Raw genomic sequence first — 22924 nt, forward strand, 5'->3', positions numbered from 1 at the left:
TGAACATAAGCAGACTGGACGGTGCAGTATTGTTGCACGGCAGGGCGTGGCGCAGGCCGGGACAATCGGCCGGCAGCCCGGAACAATCCGTACCGTCGATGGGCCGACCATTGAATACTGCCTGCCGTCCTGCACACTGTGCATGATGAGTGACCCAGGCAGCGATTTCCGCCTCTACCATTCCAACTCGCTGGACGTGCTGGCCGCGCTGCTGGCGCGCAACGTGCGTGCGCCGGTGCCAGGCCAGCCATTGCTGGCGCCGGAAGTGGTGTTGATCCCGCAGGTGGCGATGCGCCGCTGGCTGCAAGCGACACTGGCCGCCGAATTCGGTGTCGCCGCCAACCTCGAATTCCTCACCCCGGGCGAGTTCGTGGCCCGCGCGCTGAAGGCCAACGTCAGCGGCGAGCAGGACGATCTGGACGCGGCCGGCCTGCACTGGAAGCTGTACCAGGCCCTGCGCGCCCCGACATTGCTGGCGCAGCCACCGATGCGTGCGCTGCAGTCCTATCTTGCCGGCGGTGACGCATTGAAACCCTGGGCGCTGGCCGGCGAGCTGGCCTCGGTGTTCGAGAAGTACCAGGCCTGGCGCCGCGACTGGCTGCTGCGCTGGGCAGCCGGTGCCGATCCGGCCGACCCGCAGGCGATCCTGTGGCGCACCATCACCCGCGGTCACGACTACCGTGCCCGCCGCATCCAGGAGTACCTGGACCGCTTCGAAGGCGCCGGCCAGCCCCTGCCGCAGGGCCTGCCGCCGCGCATGTCCGCGTTCGCAACGCTCAACATCTCGCCTGACGTGCTGCGGGTGATGGCCACCCAGGCACGGGTAGGCGAGCTGCACTTCTACATGCCCACCCCGGTGCAGTCGTACTGGGGCGACCTGCAGACGCTGGCCGAGCGCCTGCGCAGTGGCGCACCGGATCCCTTCGGTGAAGCGGCCGGCGAGAACCGGCTGCTGGAAGCGTGGGGTGCGGCCGGGCGCGACTTCATGGCGGTGCTGGGTAGTTACGAGGTGGTGCATCCGGCCGGCGAGATCGCTGCCTATACCGATCCGGAGGAGGACACCCGGCCGACGCTGGACGAAGGCGGCCTGTCCGACAGCCTGCTGCATCGCCTGCAGCGTGACCTGTTCCACCGCCGCGCGCTGCCCTCGGGCGAGCTGCGTGACGGCCTGCGCAGCGACGACCCCAGCCTGCAGGTGCATGCCTGCCATACGCGCCTGCGCGAGCTGCAGGTGCTGCACGACCAGCTGCGCAGCCTGCTGCAGGACCCGCGCTTCGACCCGCCGCTGCAGGCGCGCGAGATCGCGGTGCTGGCACCGGACATCGATCCCTATGTGCCGTACCTGGAAGCGGTGTTCGGCGGTCGCGGCGGCGAGGAGGAACACATTCCGTATGCGCTGGCCGACAGCAGTCCGCTGGCCGGCGAGCCGTTGGCCGATGTGTTCGTTCACCTGCTGGGCCTGCCGGTCTCGCGCTTTGGCTTGAACGAAGTGCTGGACCTGCTGGCCAGCGCGCCGCTGGCCGAGGCGGCCGGGCTGGAAGCGGTGGACTTCGACCGCCTGCATGGCTGGCTGCAACAGGCCGGTGCACGCTGGGGCCTGGATGCGAAACACCGCAACCAGCACCAGGCACCGGCCGACGACGCCTACACCTGGCAGTTCGCGCTGGATCGCCTGGTACTCGGCCATGCCACCGGCAGCGAGGCCGACCTGGCCGGCGTGGCGCCGTGGATCGAACTGGAAGGTGGCGCGCTGGACGCGCTGGACCGGCTGCTGCGCCTGCTGCGCGTGCTGGCCATCTACCAGCGCCGACTGGGCGAGCTGCTGACCCCGGCGCAGTGGCGGCAACGCCTGCTGTCGCTGCTGGATGCACTGCTGCCCACCGCGCCCAGTTCCCCCAACAGCCAGCGCGCGCTGGAGCGCCTGCGCAAGCTGCTCAACCAGTTCGCCGAAGATGCCGCCAAGGCCGGCTTCGAGGAAGGCGTGCCGCCAGAGGTGGTGCGCGCGCACTTCGCCGGCGCGCTGGGCGAGGCCGATACGCGCGCACCGCTGCTGACCGGTGGCATCAGTTTCGGCCGCATGGTGCCGATGCGCCTGCTGCCGTTCCGGGTGATCTGCGTGCTCGGCCTCAATGATGGCGATTTCCCGCGCCGTGACCCCGCTGCCGGTCTCAACCAGCTCACCGCCGAGCTGGATACGCCGCGCCGCCGTCCGGGCGACCGCTCCACCCGCGAGGATGACCGCTTCCTGTTCCTGCAGCTGTTCGCCGCCGCGCAGGAGGTGTTCTATCTCAGCTATCTCGGCGCCGATCCGCGCGATGGCAGCGTGCGCGAGCCGTCGGTGCTGGTCAGCGAACTGATCGATGCCGCCGCCGCGTATCACCTCGATCCGCCTGCGGCGGTCCGCGACTTCACCGTGCGCCACGCCCTGCAGCCGTTCTCACCGGCGGCGTTCGGCGATGGCGATCCGCGTCGCTTCAGCTATCGCCGCCAGTGGCATCCGGCCGCCGGTCGCCTCACCGGCCAGCGCGGCGGCCTGCAGCCGTGGTTCGATGCACCGTTGCCGCCGCCGCTCGACGACGCGGTGGAGGAGGAGGTCGCGCTCGATGCCCTGCGCCGCTTCCTGTGCGACCCGGCCGGGCAGTTCCTCGCACAGTCGCTGGGCCTGCGCCTGGCCGACGAGGTCGAGGAGGTGGATGACCTGGAACCGCTGGTGCTGTCCTCGCGCGGGCCGGAAAAGCGCAGCGTGCAGGCGGCGGTAGTGCGCGCCACGCTCAGCGGCGATACCGAGCCGTTGTACCCACGCCTGCGCGCGCGTGGCCTGCTGCCGTCGGGTCCATTGGGCGAGCGTCAGTTCGAGGTGGAGCAGTTGAAGACACGCCCATATGCCAGTGCGCTGCTGGGCTGGATGCAGGGCGAACCACTGGAAAGCCGTCGCTACGAAGTGGACATCGATGGCGTGCGCCTGCATGGCCGCGTGGCCGATCGGCATCCCGAAGGGCTGGTGCGCCTGCGTGCCGGCACGCTCAATGGCAATGCAGTGATCCGCCACGGCCTGGACTGGCTGCTGGCGAACGCGGCGGGCGACGCGCTGCCGCTTGTGCAGTTCCATGATGGCGGCGACGCCGGTCCCGGCCCGCATGTACTGCCGGCACTGAGCGTTCCCGCTGCACGTGCGGCGCTGCGTGCGCTGCTGCAGCTGCGCCAGCGTGGCCTGCGCGAGCCGCTGCGCTTTGCCCCGTACACCGGTTGGGTGCTGTACAACGCGCCAGCAGAAAAGCAGCGCAGCGAAGGCTGGAAGCAGTGGCACGGCAGCGACCGCAGCTGGGGTGAATCCAGCAGCGACGCCTGGCAGCTGCTGCTGCGGGGTGCCGACCCGTTCGCTACCGATGCCGGCTACGCTGACCTGCTGCGCAACAGCCAGCTGGTCTTCAGCGCGGTGCGCGAAGGCCGCGCTCTCGGCACCGAAGCACGCCAGGAGGGCAACGCATGAACACCGCCATCGCCGAAGACGGCCTCGAACCCCTCAGCCGCGATCCCTACCTGGCGCTGTCGCTGGAGGGCATCCGGCTGATCGAAGCCAGCGCCGGCACCGGCAAGACCTTCACCCTGGCCACGTTGTTCACCCGCCTGGTGGTGGAGCAGGGCCTGCGCATCGGCCAGATCCTGGCGGTGACCTTCACCGATGCCGCCACGCAGGAACTGCGCAAGCGCATCCGCGAGCGCCTGGCGCTGGCCGCGCGCCTGGTCGACCTGGAAGCGGCCGACGGTGAAGCACCGGAGGTACGATTGACGCGCGACGTGCTGCAGCGCCATCTGCAGGGCGGCACCGAGAGCGCCGCCGCACTGAAACGCCGCCTGCAGGTGGCCGCAGACGAGATCGACCTGGCGTCCATCTTCACCATTCATGGTTTCTGTACCCGCGTGCTGCGCGAGCATGCGCTGGAAAGCGGCCACACCTTTGATCCGCCGGAACTGCTGGCCAGCGACCGTGAACTGCTGGAGGAGCTCGCGGCCGATCTGTGGCGCGTGCATGCCAACGACCCGGCCACGCTGGAGCCGCTGACCTGGCTGTGGTCCAGCCCCGATGGGCTGGCCGCCGATCTGCGCGCGCTGCTGGGCACACCGCCGCTGCATCCGCTGCCACGGCCGGCGGCGCTGGCCGATCCACGCCCGGCATTGCAGAGCGCGGCGGAAGCACTGTCCGCAAGCGTGCGCGAGCATGGCGAGCAGTTCTTCATCGACCTCTGCGATGCCGTCGACAACAAGTGGCTCAACGGCGTGTCATACAAGCTGGGCTGGCTGCACCCGCTGGGCCGGCAGCTGCTGGCCTGGGCCGAGCGCGCCGACCCGCGCGAGCTGCTGGCCAGCGATCGCCTGCCGGCACTGCTGCCGGAGGTGCTGACCGACAAGACCAACAAGAAATTTCCTGATCGCACGCCGTCGTCGCCATTGCAGGCGCCGTTGGCGCGCTATGTTGCGCTGCTGGCCGAACGCGATGCCTGGCTGCGTGGCACCGCGCTGGATTTCCTGCACACGCTTCGCGCCGAAGCCACGCAGCGCCTGCAGGCGCTGAAGCGTACGCGCCGGGTACAGACCTACGACGATCTGATTGATGGCGTAGCGCTCGCCCTGGAAGGCCCGCAGCGGCTGACGCTGGTCAGGCAACTGCGTGCGCAATACCGCATCGCGCTGGTCGATGAGTTCCAGGACACCGACGATCGCCAGTGGGGCATCTTCCACACCGTGTTCGGCGATTCGCCGGAGGTGCGCGAACTCGACCTGGCGCCGGCGCTGTTCCTGATCGGCGACCCCAAGCAGGCGATCTACGGTTTCCGCGGTGGCGACATCCACACCTACCTGAAGGCCAAGCAGGTGGCGCAGCAGGCGCCGGTGCTGGACCAGAACTTCCGCTCGCGACCGTCTGTGTTGCGCGCGTTGCAGGCGCTGTACGACAACGGTGGCGAAGACGCCTTCCTCGAACGCGACATCCGGTTCGAGCCGGTGCGGCCCGGTGGCGTGCGCAGCGATGCGGACTACGTGCGCGACGGCCAGGCCGCCAAGGCACTCACCCTGCGCGTGCTGCGCAGTGGCGGCGACAAAGCGTTGAGTGCCGACGCCTCGCGCGATGCGGCGACCCAGGCTTGCGTCGCCGCGATTCACCAGATCCTGGTCGATGCGCGCGCGGGCAATGCCGTGTTGCGTGGGCGACCGGTGCAGCCCGGTGATATCGCGGTGCTGGTGCGCTCGCATCGCGAGGCCACCCTGGTACAGCGTGCGCTGGCCGCGGTCGGCATTCCCGCGGTGGCGGCCGGCAAGCAGAGCCTGTTCGCCACTGCTGAAGCCCGCGACCTTCGTGCGCTGCTTCTGGCACTGCTGCAACCGGCCGACGAAGGCCGCCTGCGCGCAGCGCTGGCCACCGTGCTGCTTGGCCTGCGGGCCAGCGCGATCGCGGCAATGGAACGCGAAGGTGACCTGCAACGCGGGTTCCAGGCACAGCTGCTGCATTGGCGCGAGCGCTGGCAGCGCGGCGGACCGTTCGCAGTGATTGCCGATGTCTGTGCCGCACAGGGTGAACGCCTGCTGGCGCTGATCGATGGCGAGCGCCGCCTGACCAATTATCTGCAGCTGGGTGAACTGCTGCAGGAGGCCTCGGCGCAGGCGCTGGGCATGCATGGCCTGCTGGACTGGCTGCAGGGGCAGATGGCCAGTGCCGACCAGGATGACGAGCAGCAGCTCCTGCGCCTGGAGTCGGATGCGCGCCGCGTGCAGATCATCACCCTGCACAAGAGCAAGGGCCTGGAGTATCCGCTGGTGTTCCTGCCCTTCGTCGGCATCGACGGCGGCGCGCCGAACACCGCCTCGCACTGCACCGTGCACGTTGGCGGCCAGCGCCAGCTGCACTGGAAGCTGGACAAGGACGAGGCCTGGGAAGCGGCCAACGCGCAGCGTGAGCGCGAGCAGCGTGCCGAGGATGCGCGCCTGCTCTATGTGGGACTGACCCGTGCCGAGCATGCGCTGTGGATCGCCGTGGGTGATCTGGCCGGGCTCGGCAGGACGCGTCTGGCGCCACTGCTGGGTGACCTGCAGGCGCTGCGCGCGCACGCCGATGTGCATATTGATGACAGCGAGGCACCGGCCGCGCTGCCGCAGCTGGCGGCCGAAGTGGAAGGCGACCTGCCGGCGGTACGTGCACTGACCCGGCGCGTGCCGCATGACTGGTGGGTGTACAGCTTCACCCAGCTGGCGCATGCCGATGCGGGCGCTGGCAGTGATATTGAAGCCGCCGCCACCGAGCTGCCGGCACCGGCCGCCGATGAACCGGCCGGCCCGGAGCTGCCGCTGGAACCGGCGCTGCCCGAACCCACCGCCGTCGTCGAAGACAGCGCGCCGATCGACCCGCGCTTCATGGGCAGCCGCTTCGGGAACGTGCTGCACGAGGCGATGGAGAACGTCGACTTCGCTGCCTGGGGTGACTGGCAGCCGGGCCGGGAAGCGCCCGAGGGGCAGGCCGATGTACTGCGCAAGGCGCTGCACGACGAAGGCTATGCCGACGTCGACCTGGACGATGGCGTGGCCGTGCTGGTGCCGCTGGTCGGCCACACGCTCACCGTGCCGCTGCCCGAAGGCGGCGCCCTCTACAGCCTGGGCGAAGGCGAGCGGCGCGCGGAAATCGACTTCCATTTCGCCATCGAGCCGACCACGGTGCCGGCGCTGCTGCAGGTGCTGCATGCCCACGGTGTTTCCAGTGGTCGTCGAGGCTTCGGCCAGCGCCGCCGCCTGGAAGGGCTGATGACCGGCATGATCGACCTGACCTACGTGCGCGACGGTCGCTGGTACGTGCTCGACTACAAATCCAATCGTCTGCCCGGCTACAGCCCGGACCTGCTGGCCATCGCCATGCGCCACAGCGAGTACGACCTGCAGGCGCTGATCTATACCGTGGCCCTGCATCGCTGGCTGCGCTTCCGCCTGGGCGCGGCCTACGACTACGAGCGTGACATGGGCGGCATCCGCTACCTGTTCTGCCGCGGCCTCGATGGCACCGGCAACGGCGTGCATGTGGACCGTTTCCCGCTGGCGCTGGTGGATGCACTGGATGCGTTGTTCGCCGGTGGCGAACAGGCCCAGGCCGAACTGGCCGCACGTGCCCGTGGGGCCGGCGCATGAGCCTGCTGAAGGAACTGCACCAGAAGGGCCTGCTGCGCACCCTCGACCACGCGTTGGCGACCAGCCTGATGCGGCTGCGCGGCGACACGCCGGAGAGCGTGGCGCTGGCGGCGGCGCTGGCCTCGCTGGCGGTGGCGCAGGGCCACGCCGGCTTCGATCCGGCGCAGCCGCAGCGCCTGCTGGAAGGGGTGCCCGAGTGGCCCGCCGCGCAGGACTGGCTGGCACAACTGCGCGCATCGCCTTGGGTGGCTATACCCGAGCAGGCCGACGCCATCGCCGAGGATGCGCCGCTGGTGCTGGAGAACGGTCTGCTCTACCTGCGCCGCTACCGCGAGTACGAACGGCAGTTGGCCGCCGGGCTGCAGCGCATCGGCCGGCATCCGCTGCCGGCACCGGACATGGCAGCGCTGGCACCGTTGTTCGCGCAGCTGTTCCCGCACGCATCGCGCGGTGAAGATCACCAGGCACGCGCAGCCGGCGTGACGCTGCGCCATCCGCTGGCGCTGGTCACCGGCGGCCCCGGCACCGGCAAGACCACCACCATCGCACGCCTGTTGCTGCTGCTGGCCGCGCAGGCCCGGCACGCCGGCCAGCCGCTGCCCGAGGTGGCGCTGGCCGCGCCCACCGGTCGCGCCGCCGAGCGGATGGCCGAGAGCCTGCGCATGGCCGTGCAACGCTTGCAGGAACAGGGACTGGATCCGACACTGTGCGCGGCACTGCCCAGCAGCGGCACCACCCTGCATCGACTGCTCGGCGTGATTCCCGACTCACCACGCTTCCGCCACCACGCCGACAATCCGCTGGCGGTGGACGTGGTGGTGGTCGACGAAGCGTCGATGATCGATCTGCCGATGATGGCCAAGCTGGTCGATGCGATTGCCAGCGGCACCCGCCTGATCCTGCTCGGCGATCCCGATCAGTTGCCCTCGGTCGAAGCCGGTGATGTGCTCAGCGCGATCCTGCGCGCCAGCGGTGATGGCATCGGCACCCGCGCCGACGATGCGCTGGCGCTGCATGGCCTGCTGGCACCGGCCACCTTGCAGCCGCAGGCCGCACCACGCGCCTTCGCCGGCCGCCGCGTGCAGCTGCAACGTGGTTACCGGCAAAGCGATGCGCTGGACCTGGCACCACTGGCGCATGCCGTGCGCGAAGGCGACAGCAGCACCGCATTGCAGCTGCTGCGCGGTGGGTCGCTGGCAGGCGTGCATTTCCACGAAGGCGAGGCCGATCCATTGCGCGGCCAGCGCGAGCACCTGCTGGGCCGCTGGCGTGCACTGGCCGACGCGGCCGATCCGGCGCTTGCCCTGCAGCAGGCCGGGCGCCTGCGCGTGCTGACCGCGCTGCGCGAAGGCCCGCAGGGTGCGCGCGGGCTCAACAGCCGCATCGAACAGCTGCTGGCCGGCAACACCCCGGGCTACTTCCAGGGCCGCCTGCTGCTGGTGACCGAGAACAGCTACCGGCACCGCCTGTTCAACGGCGATATCGGCATCTGCCTGCGCGATGGCAGTGGCGCGATGGTGGCCTGGTTCCCCGGCGACAGCGTCGACCAGCCGCGCGCCTTCCACCCGGCCGCACTGCCCGCGCACGAAAGCGCCTTTGCGATGACCGTGCACAAGGCACAGGGCTCGGAGTTCGATGAAGTGTGGTTGCAGCTGCCACGCCAGGACAGCCGCGTGCTGTCGCGCGAGCTGGTCTACACCGGCCTGACCCGCGCCCGCCAGGTACTGCATGTGGCGGGCAGCGCAGAGGTGCTGCAGGCCGCGTTGAAACGCCACGCCAGCCGATTGGGTGGCCTGGCCTGGCGGCTGGGTGCGGAAGCGGTGGCCGAAGCACCGGCGCGCATCGAACAGCCCACTGTGCAGGGCCAGTTGTTCTGAATCGGGGTCGGATCCCGTTCCCATCGGGAACGGGCTCTGACCCCATCGCCCCGATGTCGCATTTGCCCTTTGATGACGCCGCCGGCGCTACCTATCCTGCGTTGCTACCCCACGACACAGGAACCGGCACATGGCCCTGATCGCCTTGGATGACCCTCGCTGGGCCGAACTGCAGCATGCCTACGGGGCTGCGGATGACATTCCGGAGCTGCTCGCCAATCTGAGTATTCCGAAGGGTGAGAGATCGGAAGACGATCCGATCGAGGACACTTGGCACGAGTTGTGGAGCAGCCTGTGCCATCAAGGGGACGTCTACAGTGCTTCGTTCGCGGCGGTGCCGCACATCGTCAACGCATTGCCAATGGACGCTGACTCAAACGATTGGCAGTTCATTTCTCTCGCACAATCCATCGAGACGCTGCGATGCCACCAAGGCATGGCGCTTCCTGCTGGATTGGAGCCGGAGTATTCGCAGGCCATTCAGCGCATGGGGAAACATGCTGCAATGCTAGTCGCGACGCCGCAGGAAGCATGGAAAACTTCAGCATTCTTTGCAGCCATTGCTATCGCGCACGGCCACACCCCGATGGCCAGACTGCACACCGAGATCATGTCCGACGAGATGGACGACGCAGTCAACATCTTCTTCGCAGAGGTAACACGGGACAAATAGCGCTTCCGCTGGTGAGCGGGAATACTGCCTCCATGATCCTTTCGCGTCAGTCGAGCATGGCTCGACTCTACAACAGCGTACTTCGATCATTCCGGCGTTCATCCGCGCATACCGTGGATCTACCGTGTCGACCAAGGTCGACACCCACCAGAGCAGGACGCCGTGCCGACAGATCGCGGAAAACTGTCGAAGGCGGGGTGGGTCCGGTTGAGGGGGCGTGAGCCGCATGGATGCGGCGACCGAGCTTACATGGACGTACTTGCAGCGTCCCCCTCAACCGGACCCACCCCGCCTACCCACGGATAGCACGCATTTGACGTTGCCGTTGCCGTTGATTCGGCAGGTGCAGGGCGCGCCCCTGCCGCCACACCTATTCCGCGATCAGCACCAGCCCATCCGGGAACACGATCGCCGCTTCATCGGCACTCACGTCGAAGAAGCCCACGCCGTGCTTCTCGGCCAGGTCCTGCACGCGACCGTGCGCGCGCTCGGCCACCGAATAGGAAAACGCGCCGTAGATCACCTCGCGGCCGATGCTGTACTCGGTCACCTCAGCACGGTCGTCATCGTCGTTGCTCAGTGGTCCGTCCATCGGCGGGAATTCCTCCGCCATCTCGGCGAACCACGCCTGCAACGCGGGACTGCTGACCACCGGGTCATCGTACTCGTGGCGCTCGTTCCACTGCGTCTGCTTCTCGAACCAGGCGATGAAGGCCGCCGCCTCGCGTGGCGCGGCGCTGGCCTCGAACACCATCATGTCGTAACTCATTGAACCGTCCTGTTGCAGCGCCAGGGTCGGATCCCTCTCCGCAGGAGAGGGCTCTGACCCCTGCGCGGGGTCTGTGGCTGCACAGGGTATCGCGCTACGGCTGTCCGGCTGCACTCATCGCCAGGCCCGGCGCCAGCGCCTTCGCCTCCGGGAACAGCGCGAAGCGCAGGCCGATCAGGCCCATCAGGGCTTCATCGCGGGCCTTGCAGGCGGCCACGCTACCGACCCGTCCCAGCGAGGTATCCAGCCGCTCGCGCAACGCGTCGGCCGCCACAATCGGCTTGCGCGCGGCGATCTGCCGCCGGTAGTGCACGGCGACCTCTTCCAGAATGTGCTCGACCGCCTCGCGACTGCGCTCGGGCAGTTCCAGCCGGGCGCGGCGCAGCTGCAGGATGTTCAGGCCGATGCGTGCTTCATTGAGCATGTCCACCGAGGCGATGTCGCTGCCCTCCGGCGTCGCCGCCAGGCGCGGCGCGAGCAGTCCCAGCAGGTCGAGCATGCGTGCGGCGAAGCGCTGGCGGTCCTGCTGGCCACGACCTGCGGCGGCTTCGGCCAGCGTGGTCCAGCCCTGCCGCACCAGCCGGCGCGCGGTCCACTCGGCGCCCACCGAACGGAACAGGCGCGTCATCACCACCGCAAAGCCAATGCCGATGAACATCGCGATGGACGAGTTGAGGAAGGTCTGGATGTTGGCGCTGTAGGTGTTCTGCAGGCTCAGCAGCGCGGCCAGGTTCACCGTCAGCGGCAGCGCGAACAGCGCGCTCTTGGGGTGGTGCAGCATCAGCCCCAGCGGCAGGAACGCCACCGCCAGCACCAGCGCCAGCAGGCCGAAGTCGTGCACGGCCGGGAACACGCCGAACAGGTACACGCCGGCCACCACCGAGGCGACCATCGCCCACACCAGGAACGACACCATGCTCGGTGCCGGATCGTCCTGCGCGGCGAAAAATGCGGCGGTCACCGCGGCCATCATCGCGCCGTTGCCGCCGCCTTCCCACCCCAGCGCGATCCACAGCACGCAGTAGCTCATCAGCGCCGCGCCGGCACTGAGCGCGGAGAACAGCGCCATGCCGTAGTCGACGTGCTTGTCGGCGGCCACGCGTTCGGTGCGGATGCGGTAGTGCGCACGGTCCAGCGGCGCGGTGCCCTGGTCGATCGCGTGCTGCAGGGTGCGGCAGTCCTGCCACAGGTCCACCAGTTCCTCCAGGCGCAGCAGCAGGCTGGCCAGCTGCAGGTGCTGCAGGTCGCGGTCCACCTGCGGCTTCAACGCACTGATGCGCGCGCGCAGGCGCGCGTATTCGCTGGCGTTGGTCGGGCCATCCAGCCAGTCGTGGATGTCATCGACCAGTGCCGGCAGCCCCTCGGGCAGGTCCTGGCCGTCGCTGCGCAGCGCACTCAGGCGGTCGGCAATCGACGACAACACTGGCAACAGCAGCAGCATGCGTTCGCGCAGCCGCTCCATCGACACGGCCGAACCGGCATGGCGCGGGTCGTCGCGGCGCAGGAACTCGATCAGCGCCTCGAACTGCACCAGGTCGGCGGCGAGCCGGTTGCGCGGCGCGTGCGCGCGGCCGCGTTCGAGGATCTGCCGGCACCACTGCGCGGCGTCCTCCATCCAGTTGCCGATGCGGGCGCGCAGCATCGGGCGTACCGAGGCCGGGAACAGCAGCGAAGCAAACAGCACCGCCACCACGGTGCCGAGGATGATCTCCTCGCTGCGCGCCACCACGGTGTCGAAGATGGTCTCCGGCGAGGTCACTGCCGGGAAGCCGATGAAGGCGGTGGTGTAGCCGGCCAGCAGGAACGCGTAACCGCGCGGGCCGCGGTTGAGCAGGGCCATGAACAGGCACCCGGCCAGCCAGATCGACATCGCCGCGCTCAGTACCAGCGGCGTTTCCACCAGCGCCGGCAGCACCAGCAGGGTGGCCAGGCCGGCCACCAGGGTGCCAACGATGCGGTACACGCCCTTGGCGCGGGTTGGGCCCAGCAGCGGCTGGCTGACGATGTACACCGTGCCCATCGCCCAGTACGGGCGCGACAGGTTGCCGGCCATGGCGATGTACAGCGCGGCCACCGCGGCCAGGTAGGTCTTGATCGAGAACAGCCAGGCCTGGCGATCGGTCAGCGCGTTCATGGCTTACTTCGCCGAGGCCTGTGCGGTGGACGGCGCGGGCGGGGCAACCGATGCCTGCCAACCGCCACCCAGCACCAGGAACAGGTGGATCTGGTCGCGCGAGACCTGCGCTTCGGCGGCGGCCAGGGTGGCGTCGCTGGTGGCCAGGCTGCGGTCGGCATCCAGGCTGGACAGGTACGGCGTACGGCCACCCTGGTACAGCCGGCGGTTCTGCTCGGCGGCCAGCGCGGCCTGCTCCTGCGCGATGCGCAGCGACTGCAGCCGGCGCAGGTCCTGCGCATAGCGGTCCAGCGCGGTCTGGGTCTCGCGCAGCGCCTGCAGCACGGTGTGGTCGAACTCGGCCAGCGCGGCATCGGCACCCGCCTCGGCGGCGTGGATGCGTGCGTGCGTGCCGGAGGACGGCAGCGTCCACGAGATCAGCGGGCCGATCGACCACTGCTGGGTCATCGGCGTGCCGAAGTCTTCCAGCAGGCCGGCGGCACCCACCGAGGCACCCAGGCGGATGTCCGGGTACAGCTCGGCGGTGGCGACCCCAATCCGCGCCGTGGCCGAGGCCAGCTTGCGCTCGGCCTGGCGCACGTCCGGGCGGCGCTGCAGCAGCGCCCGGCCATCACCGACCGGCAGCGGCTGCGCCAGGCCGGGGGCGTGCGCACAGTCGATCACGCCGGCCGGCAGCTGGCCCGGGGTTTTCCCAAGCAGCGCGGCCAGCGAATAGGCGGCCGCCGAACGCTGCGCGCGTAGCGGCGGCAGCGCGGCTTCCAGCAACGCCACCTGCGCATTGGCGCGGGCCAGTTCCGGCGGCGTGCCGCGGCCGGCCGCGATCAGGCGCTCGGTGACCGTGCGGCTGCGCTGCTGCAGCTGCAGCGAATGCTCGGCCACGTGCAGTTCGTGGTTGGCGTGGCAGATTTCCAGGTAGCTGTCGGCGACCTGCGCGACCACGCTGACCTGGGCCAGGTCGCGCGCCGCAGCGACCGACTGCTCGTCGGCACGCGCTGCCTCGGCGCCGCGCTTGAGCTTGCCGAACAGATCGAACTGGTAGCTGACCGCGAACTTGCCATCGGCCAGGTTGATCACCGGCAGCTCGTGCTCCTGCAGGAATGATTCGGCCGACAGCTGCGCGCGGCTGACGCCGGCCTTGGCCTCGTACTCGAAGCCACCGGCGTCCAGCGCCTGTTCGTAAACGGCGGCTGCACGCCGCAGATGCGCATCGGCAGCCTTCAGTTCCACGTTGTCACGCAGCGCCTGGGTGATCAGGCCGTCCAGCACCGGGTCGTTGTACAGCGACCACCAGCGGTCGGGCAGCGCCTGGTTGGCGGCCACCTGCGGGTTCTGCGTATCGATGAAGGCTGCATTGGCCTCCGGGCGCTTGAAGGCCGAGCCTTCCGGCAGTGCATAGTCCGGGCCGACGGTTTTGCACGCGGCCAGGCTGGCCAGCGCGACGATCAGACCGAGACGGGGCAGGGCGGCGTTCACAGGCCCGCCTGTGTCGGCGCAGTGCCGGCCTTGTCGTTGTGCGGATGGCGGCCGGTGTCCACGGTCACCGTGGCGGTGCGGCCGGCGATCAGTTCCACGCCCTTGGGTACTTCGTCGATGGCGATGCGCACCGGAATGCGCTGTGCCAGCCGCACCCAGTCGAAGGCCGGGGTCACGTTCGGCAGCAGGGTGCTGCCGTTGCTGCGGTAGCGGTCCTCGATGCCGGCGGCGATGCTCTCGACATGGCCGCGCAGCGGTGCCGATTCGCCCATCAGGCGGATGCCCACACGCTGTCCCGGGGCGACGCCGCGCAGGCGGGTTTCCTCGAAGTAGCCATCGATGCGGAACGAGCCGGTATCCAGCAGCGCCAGCACCGGCTTGCCGGCCACCACGTAGTCGCCCACGCGCAGGGTGCGGTCGTTGACCCGGCCATCGGCCGGCGCGCGCACCTCGGTGCGGCCCAGGTTGAGCTCGGCCAGGTCGACCGCCGCCTGTGCGGTGGCCAGCGCAGCCTGTGCGGCCTGCAGCTTGGCGCGGCGCACTTCTGCGTCCTCGGCGGCGACCAGGTCCTGCAGGCTGCGGTCACGGCCGATCTCGCGGCGCAGCTGCGCCACCGATGCCTGGCGCTCGGCCAGGCTGGCGCGGGCCTGCTCCAGCGCGATGCGGTAGCGGGCGCGATCGACCACGAACAGCAGGTCACCCTTCTTCACCGCCTGGTTGTCGGCCACCTGCACCGTTTCCACCAGCCCGGACACGTCCGGCGCCACCTGCACCACGTCGGCACCGACATGGGCATCGCGGGTCCACGGCTCATCCATGTAATAGACCCACAGCTGGCGCAGCACCAGCAGGGCGATGATCACGGCTGCGCTGGTGAGCAGCACCGGCAGGGTCTTCTTCACGATCTTGTTCACGATTGCATCCAACGCAGGAGGTGGAACAGCAGGCCAAGCACGATCCCGTACAGGGCCAGGTTGAACAACGCCGGGTGCCATACGTGGCGATAGGCGCCGGCACGCTGCAGCAGCGCGTGCAGGCCGCTGTTGACCAGGTAGGCCAACAACATCAACCCGAGCAGGGTCGGGACGAACACTCCGTGGAGACTGAATTCACCGGGCATCGGTAGGGGCGGGGGCGAGGTGGGGGGAGGGGAGGAACAACGAAACAACGGCAACGGGCAAAAGCCGCTGGCGTGTGCACGGCAGCGGCGGTGTTCAGGGGCAGCGGTCTTACGTGATGCGGTCGGCGGCCTCGGCCAGCAGGCGCCATGCCTTCAGCACGGCGTGCAGTTCATCCATGGAAAGCTCGCCGAACACGTCCTGGCGCAGGCCGATCAACTGGTCTTCCAGCTCGCTGACCAGCGCATGGCCTGCGTCGGTCAGCCACAGCAGGTTGGCGCGGCGGTCGCTGGCGTCGCTCTCGCGGCGGACCAGGTCGCTGGCGCACAACTTGTCCAGCAGGCGCACCAGAGAGGGTCCTTCCATGCCCAGCTGCTGCGCCAGCGCCACCTGACGGATGCCACCGCCGGAGCGGCCGATCATCAGCAGCGGCATGGTGCAGGCGGTGGAGATGCCGTAGCTGCCGAGCCGGCTGTCGGCCAAGCGCTGCCACTGCCGCCCTGCGTACAGCAGGCCGGAGCTGAGCTGCATCTGCAGCACGGTGCGCTCGTCGAGGGGTCGGTCCATAAGAGATAGATAGGATACTACTAATTTCATTCCTATCAATAGGTTTTTCTGAATGAGGGGGTGTAGTGAGGAAAGCGTTGCGCCTGCCTGGTGTCGGGTGGGGCAGCGGGCGCCGGACGGTGCAGGACACGCCGTGAACCCCCCTCCGGGGTCCGGCCCAGCCGCTGGCGGCCGTGCGTTCGGGCGCTTGCGAGGCATGCCTCGCAAGCAAGCGCCCTCACCCTTGGGGGCTCGGCCGCGGCTTGCTCGTGTGCGCTTCCTGCGCACACCGCAAGACCGGGGTTGGGCGTCCTGCCCAACCCGCCCGAGGCATGCCTCGGGCCCATGCCGCGGACGGTCCTGCCCCGCCCGGCCCCCGCTGCCTTCCCATCCCCCCGCGAGCGCGGTGGGTTGGCTCTTGGAAGCAAGAGCAGAAGCAGTGCGGACCAACGGTCCGCACCCACCAAAGCACAAAACACCACAGCAGCGGCGCGCCGCTTCCGAAGCCATGAACCCCGCTTTTGCCCCCGCTTTCGGGCGGTCCGGCCGCGCCCGCGGGAAACTGTCAGGGATGGGGAAGGGCGGCAGGGCAGGACCGTGAGGCGCATGGATGCGCCGACCGAGCCCCCATGGACGGGTTTACGGCGTGTCCTGCGCTGCCCCCTCTCCCCCTCCAAACCGATAGCAACGACGCGCCAACAACGACCCCCGATGAACCGTCCCAACAGGACGACCCACCCCCCGGTCGGGTACGATGCTCGCCCCCCGTTCGGGACGCTGTACGCAATGAGCAAGAACAACGAAAAGGCCGCCCCGCAGGGCGACGTGACCCAGGACCAGGCCGAGGATGCCGTGCGCACCCTGCTGCGCTGGGCCGGCGAGGACCCGTCCCGTGAAGGCCTGCTGGATACCCCCCGCCGTGTCGCCGAAGCCTATGGCGACTGGTTCAGCGGTTACCGCGACGACCCGCGCGCCTACATGGAGCGGACCTTCGAGGAAGTGGCCGGCTACGACGAGCTGATCGTCCTGCGCGACATCGAGTACGAAAGCCACTGCGAGCACCACATGGCGCCGATCATCGGCCGCGTGCACGTCGGCTACCTGCCGGCCGGCAAGGTGGTGGGCATCAGCAAGCTGGCCCGTGTCGTCGAAGCCTACGCCCGCCGTTTCCAGGTGCAGGAGAAGATGACCGCGCAGATCGCCCAGTGCATCCAGGATGTGCTGCAGCCGATCGGCGTCGGCGTGGTCGTCGAAGGCGCCCACGAGTGCATGACCACCCGCGGCATCCACAAGCGCGGCGTCAGCATGGTCACCTCCAAGATGCTGGGCAGCTTCCGCGACGACGCGCGTACCCGCGCCGAGTTCCTGCGCTTCATCGAAGTGGGCGGCAAGCGCTGAGCCGCTTGCCCGCACCACGCCGGCTCCTGCAGGCCGGCATGCCCACGGCTGTCCACGCGGCAGCTGTGCATGGCGGTTTGTCCCTGTCAGCCCTACAGACTTCTTTCGCTGCATGAAGCATCGCGAACGCATTGCCCGTTACCGCCACCTGCGCGAACAGCCCCAGTGGAAGCTGCTTGCCGCCGACCACGCTCCGGAAATCATCGGCCTGCTGCAGGGCCTGCTGATGGACGGCGAGCGCACGTTGCCGTCCTCGGTACTGAACGAGCGACTGCAGCGCGCGCTGGACCAGCTGGCCGGCGATGAACTCTCGCGCGAGCTGCCGCGCACCGCCCAGGCCTACATCGCGCACTGGCTGGCCCAGGGCTGGCTGGAACGCCGTCTGCCCGAAGGCGCCGACCAGGAGCAGTACGAGCTGGCGACCGCGGCACTGCAGGCGATCCGCTTCGCCGACGGCCTCGAGCAGGCCCGCGTGGCCGCCACCGAAAGCCGCCTGGCGCTGGTCATTGAGCAGCTCTCGGCGCTGGCTGCGCAGACCGAAGCCGATCCCGATGCGCGCCTGTCCGCGCTGCACGACGAGCGCGACCGCATCGATGCCGAAATCGCCCGGGTCGGCACCGGCCGCGTGGTTGCGCTGGACGGCAAGCGCGCGCTGGAACGCACCCGCCAGATCATCGGCCTGGCCGACGAGCTGACCGAGGACTTCCGCCGCGTGCGCGATGACTTCGAGCAGCTCAACCGCGATTTCCGCGAACGCATCATCGACGACGAGGGCGAGCGCGGCGATGTGCTGTCGCAGCTGTTCGAAGGTGTGGATGTCATTGGCGAAAGTGACGCCGGGCGCAGTTTCCAGGCCTTCTGGCGGCTGCTCAACGACGCCGAACAGAGTGCCCAGCTCGATGCCGCGCTGGAAGCAGTGCTGGCGCGCGGCTTCGCCCGCCGCCTGGACCGCAACGAACGCAACTTCCTGCGCAGCTTCACCAGCACCATGCTCGAGCGCGGTGGCCAGGTGCACGACGTGCTGCAGAACTTCGCGCGCAGCCTGCGCGGCTTCGTGCAGAGCCGTGGCTACCTGGAACAGCGCCGCCTCAACCAGTTGTTGAAGCAGGCGCAGTCCGAAGCCCTGGCCCTGCGCGACGAATTCCCCGCACAACGCGGCATCGGCCGCGACCTGCAGCTGACCACCAGCCGCCTGCGCTCGTGGTCGCAGTGGAAGCTGCATGATCCGCGCAGCGCCCAGGTCGACGGCAATGTCGAGTACAACGACGCGGCCGCGATCAGCCTGGAGAGCGTCGGCGACCTGGTCGCTTCGTCCGAAATCGACTTCCGCACCCTGCGCCGCGACCTGCACGACCTGCTCGATGCACAGCCGCGGCTCAGCATCGCCCAGGCCCTGTCGCAGCGCGAAGCGCCGCAGGGTCTTGGCAGCGTCATCGGCTATCTGTCGCTGGGCACGCGCTTCGGCAACGTGGTCGCCGGCGAGCAGGAGCTTGCGCAATGGCGTGGTGGCGACGGCCAGATCCGTCGCGCCCGCATCCCGCTGGTTTGGTTCACCCAGGAGAGACGCCATGAGCTGGCATGAAGATCCCATCGACGCAGCGCAGGCCGACGTGGCGGAAGACGCCTACGAGGCCGAACCGGTGGCGGCCGTGGCGCAGCCCCGCCGTGGCAACGACGTCTATTACCTCGGCGACACCGGGCGCCTGCCGCTGGATGCGCGCCGCGCGCTGTGCCAGCTGCTGATCGGCCCCAGCATCGACCAGCTGCGCCACGCCAAGCTGTGGCCGGCACTGATCCGCAGCGAAGCGGCCATCCGCTCGTCGCTGGCGGACCTGTTCCTGGAACTGGTGCTCGACCGTGACAGCGGCGTGGCGTTCACCCGCCAGGCCGATACCGAAGACGTCGACGCGCCGGTGCTGCTGCGCACCTCGCCGCTCACCTTCATCGACTCGGTGCTGTTGCTGTACCTGCGCCAGCAGCTGGCCGAAGCCGATGCGCGCGGCAACCGCGCGGTGGTCGCCGATGCCGAAATGGCCGAAGCACTGGCCATCTACGAAAAGAACCTGTCCACCGACCGCGCCGGCTTCAACCGCCGCGTCGCCTCGGCGGTGCAGAAGATGAAGGACAACCACATCCTGACCCGCCTCAGCGGCCAGGAAGACCGCCACGAAGTCTCGCCGGCGCTGAAGCTGCTGTTCTCCGCCGAAGACGTGTCCCAGCTCTCGGCGGTCTACCGCCAGCTGCGCGAAACCCCGGCCGCCGAGGCCTGAGAGACCCGACCATCGCATGGCTATCTCCAAGCACACTCCCGCCCTGTTCAACGAAGGCCTGCCGGACCCGCGCCTGCAGCAGTTCCGCATGCGCCGCCTGCAGGTGCACAACTGGGGCACCTTCAACGGCCTGACCGAAGTACCGATCGCCGAGCGCGGCTTCCTGTTCGTCGGACGTTCCGGCTCGGGCAAGTCGACACTGCTCGATGCCATGTCCGCGCTGCTGACGCCGCCGGCCATCGTCGACTTCAACGCTGCTGCGCGTGAAGCCGAGCGCAGTGGCCGCGACCGCAACCTGGTGTCCTACGTGCGTGGCGCGTGGGCTGACCAGCAGGACAGCGGCACCGGCGAAATCGCCACCCAGTACCTGCGCAAGGGCGCCACCTGGACCGCACTGGTGCTGGAATACCGCGCCGGCGATGGCCGCGTGGTCAGCCTGGTGCGCCTGCTGTGGATCTCCGGCAACGGCACCTCGGCCGGTGACGTGCGCAAGCACTACATGATTGCCGAGCGCCCGTTCGACATCGCCAAGGATCTTGGTGGGTTCGACCTGGACCTGCGCAAGCTCAAGCAGAAGCTGTCCGACCTGCACCACTTCGACACCTTCTCCGGCTACGCCGAGCGCTTCCGCGACCTGCTCGGCATCGACAACGAGATGGCGCTGCGCCTGCTGCACAAGACGCAGTCGGCGAAGAACCTGGGCGACCTCAACGTCTTCCTGCGCGACTTCATGCTCGACACGCCGAAGACCTTCGACGCCGCCGAGCGCCTGGTCAGCGACTTCGCCGAGCTCGATGGCGCGCACCAGGCGGTGGTCACCGCCCGTCGCCAGGTGGAGACTCTGCTGCCGGCACGCGCCTACTACAACGACCTGAAGGAAATGCACCGCCGGCGCGGCGACGACGAAGCCCTCAAGCTCGGCGTCGACAGCTTCCGTGAAAGCCGCCGCCAGGCGCTGATCGAAGCGCGCCTGCGCGAGATGGACGTGCGTGACCGTGGCCTGCTCGGCGAAGAAGCCCAGCGCCGTGCCGCACTGGACAATCACACCGAGCGCCTGGCCGAACTGGAACTGCAGCGTCGCCAGCAGGGCGGTGAGCGCATTGAAGAACTGGAACGCGAGCAGGGCCGCGCCGAAGCCGAGCGCGACCGCCGCCAGGCCAAGCGCGAGCAGGCAAGCCTGGCCGCGCAGCAGCTGGGGGCCGAACTGCCGGACGACGCACACGGCTTCGCCGAACTGGTCGAGCGCGCACAGAACGAGCTGCAGGACCGCCAGCGCGCCTCTTCGGCGCTGGACGATGCGATCAGCGATCGCCTGGGTGGCAAGCGCGATGACGAGCGCCGCTTCGGCGAAGTCCGTGCGGAACTCGAAGCGATGCAGCGCACGCCCTCCAACATCCCGGCGCCGATGCAGAAGCTGCGCGCGCGCCTGGCCGAGGAAACCGGCATCGCTGAAGCGGCGCTGCCGTTCGTCGGCGAACTGATCCAGGTCCGCTCGGAAGAGCAGGGCTGGCAGGGTGCCATCGAGCGCGTGCTGGGTGGCTTCGCGCTGTCGCTGCTGGTCGACGACAAGCATTACAACGACGTCGCCGAGTGGGTGAACCGTACCCACCTGGGCATGCGCTTCACCTACTACCGCGTGCGCCGCAACGATGATGCGTTCGCCCGTGAGCCGTCGGCGAAGTCGCTGCTGCACAAGCTGGAACTGCGCGAACACGTGTTCGAAAGCTGGCTGCGCCGCGAGCTCGGCAAGCGATTCGACTACGAGTGCGTGGATGCCAAGCAGCTGCGCAACGTCGACCGCGGCATCACCCGCGAAGGCCAGGTCAAGCATCCGGGCGACCGTTTCGAGAAGGATGACCGCAGTGCGGTGGGCGACCGCCGTCGCTGGATCCTCGGTTTCAACAACCACGACAAGGTGGGCGCCTTCGAGCGCGAAGCTCAGGAACTGGCCAAGCGCATCGCCAGCTGCGAGACCGACATCGCGCGCCTGCGTGGGCAGCGTGACCGCGACAACGAACGCCGCCTGGCCTGCCACGAGCTGGTCAGCATCAGCTGGAACGAGATCGACATCGCCGCTCCGCAGCAGCGCCTGAGCGACATCGAGGCCACGCTGCGCGACCTGCGCGAAGGCAATGCCGACCTCGCCAAGCTGGCCAAGCAGATCGACGCCGTGCGCGCCGACATCGAGCAGGCCCGCCGCACCTATGAAGACGTCCGCGTCGAGCGCGGGCAGCTGGTCAAGGAACGCGACCGCCTGGACCGCGCGCGCCAGCAGAGCCGTGCGCTGGTGCTGCCGAGCCTGGCCCAGGAGCAGGAAGCCGGCCTTGCCGAGCGCCTGCAGGAGCAGGGTCCGCTCAGCCTGGAAACGCTGGAAGCGCACATGCGCCAGGTCAGCAACGCGCTGAACGAGCAGCTGTCGTCCTCGCAGCAGGACCTCAACCGCATCGAGAACCAGCTGATCGGCTGCTTCCGTCGCTTCATCCAGCAGTGGCCGGAGGAATCGGGCGACTTCACCGTGTCGGTGGCCTCGGCCGAGGACTTCCTCGCACGCCTCGAACGACTGGAGCGCGATGGCCTGCCGCAGCACGAAGAGCGCTTCTTCGATCTGCTGCAGAACCAGAGCAAGAACAACCTGCTGGCCCTGCAGCGCCACAGCGCCGAGGCCCGCAAGTCGATCGGCCAGCGCCTGGATGAAGTGAACGCCAGCCTGGAACAGGTGCCGTTCAACCGTGGTACGTTGCTGACCATCGAACTGAGCGACCGCCGTCTGCCGGAAGTGGGCGAGTTCCAGCTGCAGCTGCGCGAAGTGCTGTCGCAGCAGCAGACCGAGCAGCGCGAGCTGGCCGAATCGCAGTTCACCGTGCTGCGCCAGCTGGTCAACCGCCTGGGCTCGCAGGAAGGCGAGGACAAGCGTTGGCGCGAGCTGGTGCTGGACGTGCGCATGCACGTGGAGTTCATCGGCGTCGAGCTGGATGCGGAAACGCGCCAGCAGGTCGAGATCTACCGCAGCGGCGCCGGCAAGTCCGGTGGCCAGCGCCAGAAACTGGCTACCACCTGCCTGGCCGCGGCACTGCGCTACCAGCTCGGCGGTGCCGACAGCCAGCTGCCCAGCTACGCCGCAGTGGTGCTCGACGAAGCCTTCGACAAGGCCGATAACGAGTTCACCGCACTGGCAATGAACATCTTCGACAACTTCGGCTTCCAGATGGTGGTTGCCACCCCGCTGAAGTCGGTGATGACGCTGGAACCGTTCATCGGCGGCGCCTGCTTCGTCGAAATCAGCGGTCGCCACGATTCCGGCGTGCTGCTGATCGAGTATGACGAGGAAGGCAAGCGCCTGAAGCTGCCCGAGCGCAGCCGCCAGCAGGCCAACGAACCGGAAGAAGCCGACGCCTGACCTGGCCGATTGAAGGGGAATGCCGGCCAGCGGCCGGCACTACATGGGCGGGGTTCATGACCCGATCGGATGGGGAATGCCGGCCAGCGGCCGGCACTACCC

General features: G+C 68.8%; 14 protein-coding genes. 8 read left to right on the forward strand and 6 right to left on the reverse strand.

Annotated elements, in window-relative coordinates; genetic code table 11:
- Positions 1 to 142 precede the first annotated feature (142 nt).
- The 4 genes from recC to JLDANKMP_RS14695 all read left to right on the forward strand — a co-directional run bounded on the left by recC (position 143) and on the right by JLDANKMP_RS14695 (position 9717).
- Complete coding sequence (gene recC / locus JLDANKMP_RS14680; protein ID WP_212561499.1) at positions 143 to 3490, forward strand: exodeoxyribonuclease V subunit gamma; 3348 nt, start codon at positions 143 to 145, stop codon at positions 3488 to 3490.
- Positions 3487 to 7167, forward strand: coding sequence for an exodeoxyribonuclease V subunit beta (gene recB, locus JLDANKMP_RS14685; RefSeq protein WP_212561500.1), 3681 nt, complete (start codon positions 3487 to 3489; stop codon positions 7165 to 7167). The genes recC and recB overlap by 4 nt, the downstream gene beginning before the upstream one ends.
- Positions 7164 to 9044 (forward strand): exodeoxyribonuclease V subunit alpha, encoded by a 1881-nt coding sequence (recD, locus tag JLDANKMP_RS14690; protein ID WP_212561501.1) that lies wholly within the window; start codon positions 7164 to 7166, stop codon positions 9042 to 9044. Before recB ends, recD begins: the two co-directional genes overlap by 4 nt.
- A gap of 130 nt (positions 9045 to 9174) precedes the next feature.
- Entirely contained in the window at positions 9175 to 9717 is a 543-nt protein-coding gene (locus JLDANKMP_RS14695; protein WP_212561502.1) for a hypothetical protein, read from the forward strand.
- Between the two features lie 370 nt (positions 9718 to 10087).
- Here JLDANKMP_RS14695 and JLDANKMP_RS14700 read toward each other — a convergent pair whose 3' ends face one another.
- The 6 genes from JLDANKMP_RS14700 to JLDANKMP_RS14725 form a co-directional block, all read right to left on the reverse strand.
- Positions 10088 to 10486: a hypothetical protein gene (locus tag JLDANKMP_RS14700; protein WP_212561503.1), complete on the reverse strand. Its 399-nt coding sequence runs from the start codon at positions 10484 to 10486 to the stop codon at positions 10088 to 10090.
- Between the two features lie 94 nt (positions 10487 to 10580).
- On the reverse strand, positions 10581 to 12620 hold the full coding sequence (locus JLDANKMP_RS14705; RefSeq protein WP_212561504.1) for an FUSC family protein: 2040 nt from the start codon (positions 12618 to 12620) through the stop codon (positions 10581 to 10583).
- A gap of 3 nt (positions 12621 to 12623) precedes the next feature.
- Positions 12624 to 14093, reverse strand: a complete 1470-nt coding sequence (locus JLDANKMP_RS14710) for an efflux transporter outer membrane subunit (protein WP_212561505.1) — start codon at positions 14091 to 14093, stop codon at positions 12624 to 12626.
- Positions 14090 to 15007, reverse strand: coding sequence for an HlyD family secretion protein (locus JLDANKMP_RS14715; protein WP_212561506.1), 918 nt, complete (start codon positions 15005 to 15007; stop codon positions 14090 to 14092). The genes JLDANKMP_RS14710 and JLDANKMP_RS14715 overlap by 4 nt, the downstream gene beginning before the upstream one ends.
- A complete protein-coding gene (locus tag JLDANKMP_RS14720) occupies positions 15004 to 15213 on the reverse strand; it encodes a DUF1656 domain-containing protein (RefSeq protein WP_010487502.1) in 210 nt (69 codons plus the stop codon). The genes JLDANKMP_RS14715 and JLDANKMP_RS14720 overlap by 4 nt, the downstream gene beginning before the upstream one ends.
- Positions 15214 to 15322: 109 nt before the next feature.
- Positions 15323 to 15778, reverse strand: coding sequence for a MarR family transcriptional regulator (locus JLDANKMP_RS14725; RefSeq protein ID WP_012481667.1), 456 nt, complete (start codon positions 15776 to 15778; stop codon positions 15323 to 15325).
- Between the two features lie 765 nt (positions 15779 to 16543).
- On the opposite strand from JLDANKMP_RS14725, the gene folE reads away from it, so the two are divergent.
- The 4 genes from folE (at position 16544) to JLDANKMP_RS14745 (ending at position 22822) form a co-directional block, all read left to right on the forward strand.
- Positions 16544 to 17155: a GTP cyclohydrolase I FolE gene (gene folE / locus JLDANKMP_RS14730; protein WP_004141296.1), complete on the forward strand. Its 612-nt coding sequence runs from the start codon at positions 16544 to 16546 to the stop codon at positions 17153 to 17155.
- Positions 17156 to 17267: 112 nt separating this feature from the next.
- The gene (locus JLDANKMP_RS14735) at positions 17268 to 18737 is read left to right on the forward strand and encodes a DUF3375 domain-containing protein (RefSeq protein WP_212561507.1); all 1470 of its coding nucleotides are present in this window, start codon (positions 17268 to 17270) and stop codon (positions 18735 to 18737) included.
- Positions 18724 to 19425: a DUF4194 domain-containing protein gene (locus tag JLDANKMP_RS14740; protein ID WP_005411692.1), complete on the forward strand. Its 702-nt coding sequence runs from the start codon at positions 18724 to 18726 to the stop codon at positions 19423 to 19425. Before JLDANKMP_RS14735 ends, JLDANKMP_RS14740 begins: the two co-directional genes overlap by 14 nt.
- A 16-nt stretch (positions 19426 to 19441) precedes the next feature.
- Positions 19442 to 22822 (forward strand): SbcC/MukB-like Walker B domain-containing protein, encoded by a 3381-nt coding sequence (locus JLDANKMP_RS14745; RefSeq protein ID WP_012481665.1) that lies wholly within the window; start codon positions 19442 to 19444, stop codon positions 22820 to 22822.
- Positions 22823 to 22924: the final 102 nt, after the last annotated feature.

This window comes from Stenotrophomonas sp. PE591 (assembly GCF_018320795.1).
GTDB lineage: Bacteria > Pseudomonadota > Gammaproteobacteria > Xanthomonadales > Xanthomonadaceae > Stenotrophomonas > Stenotrophomonas maltophilia.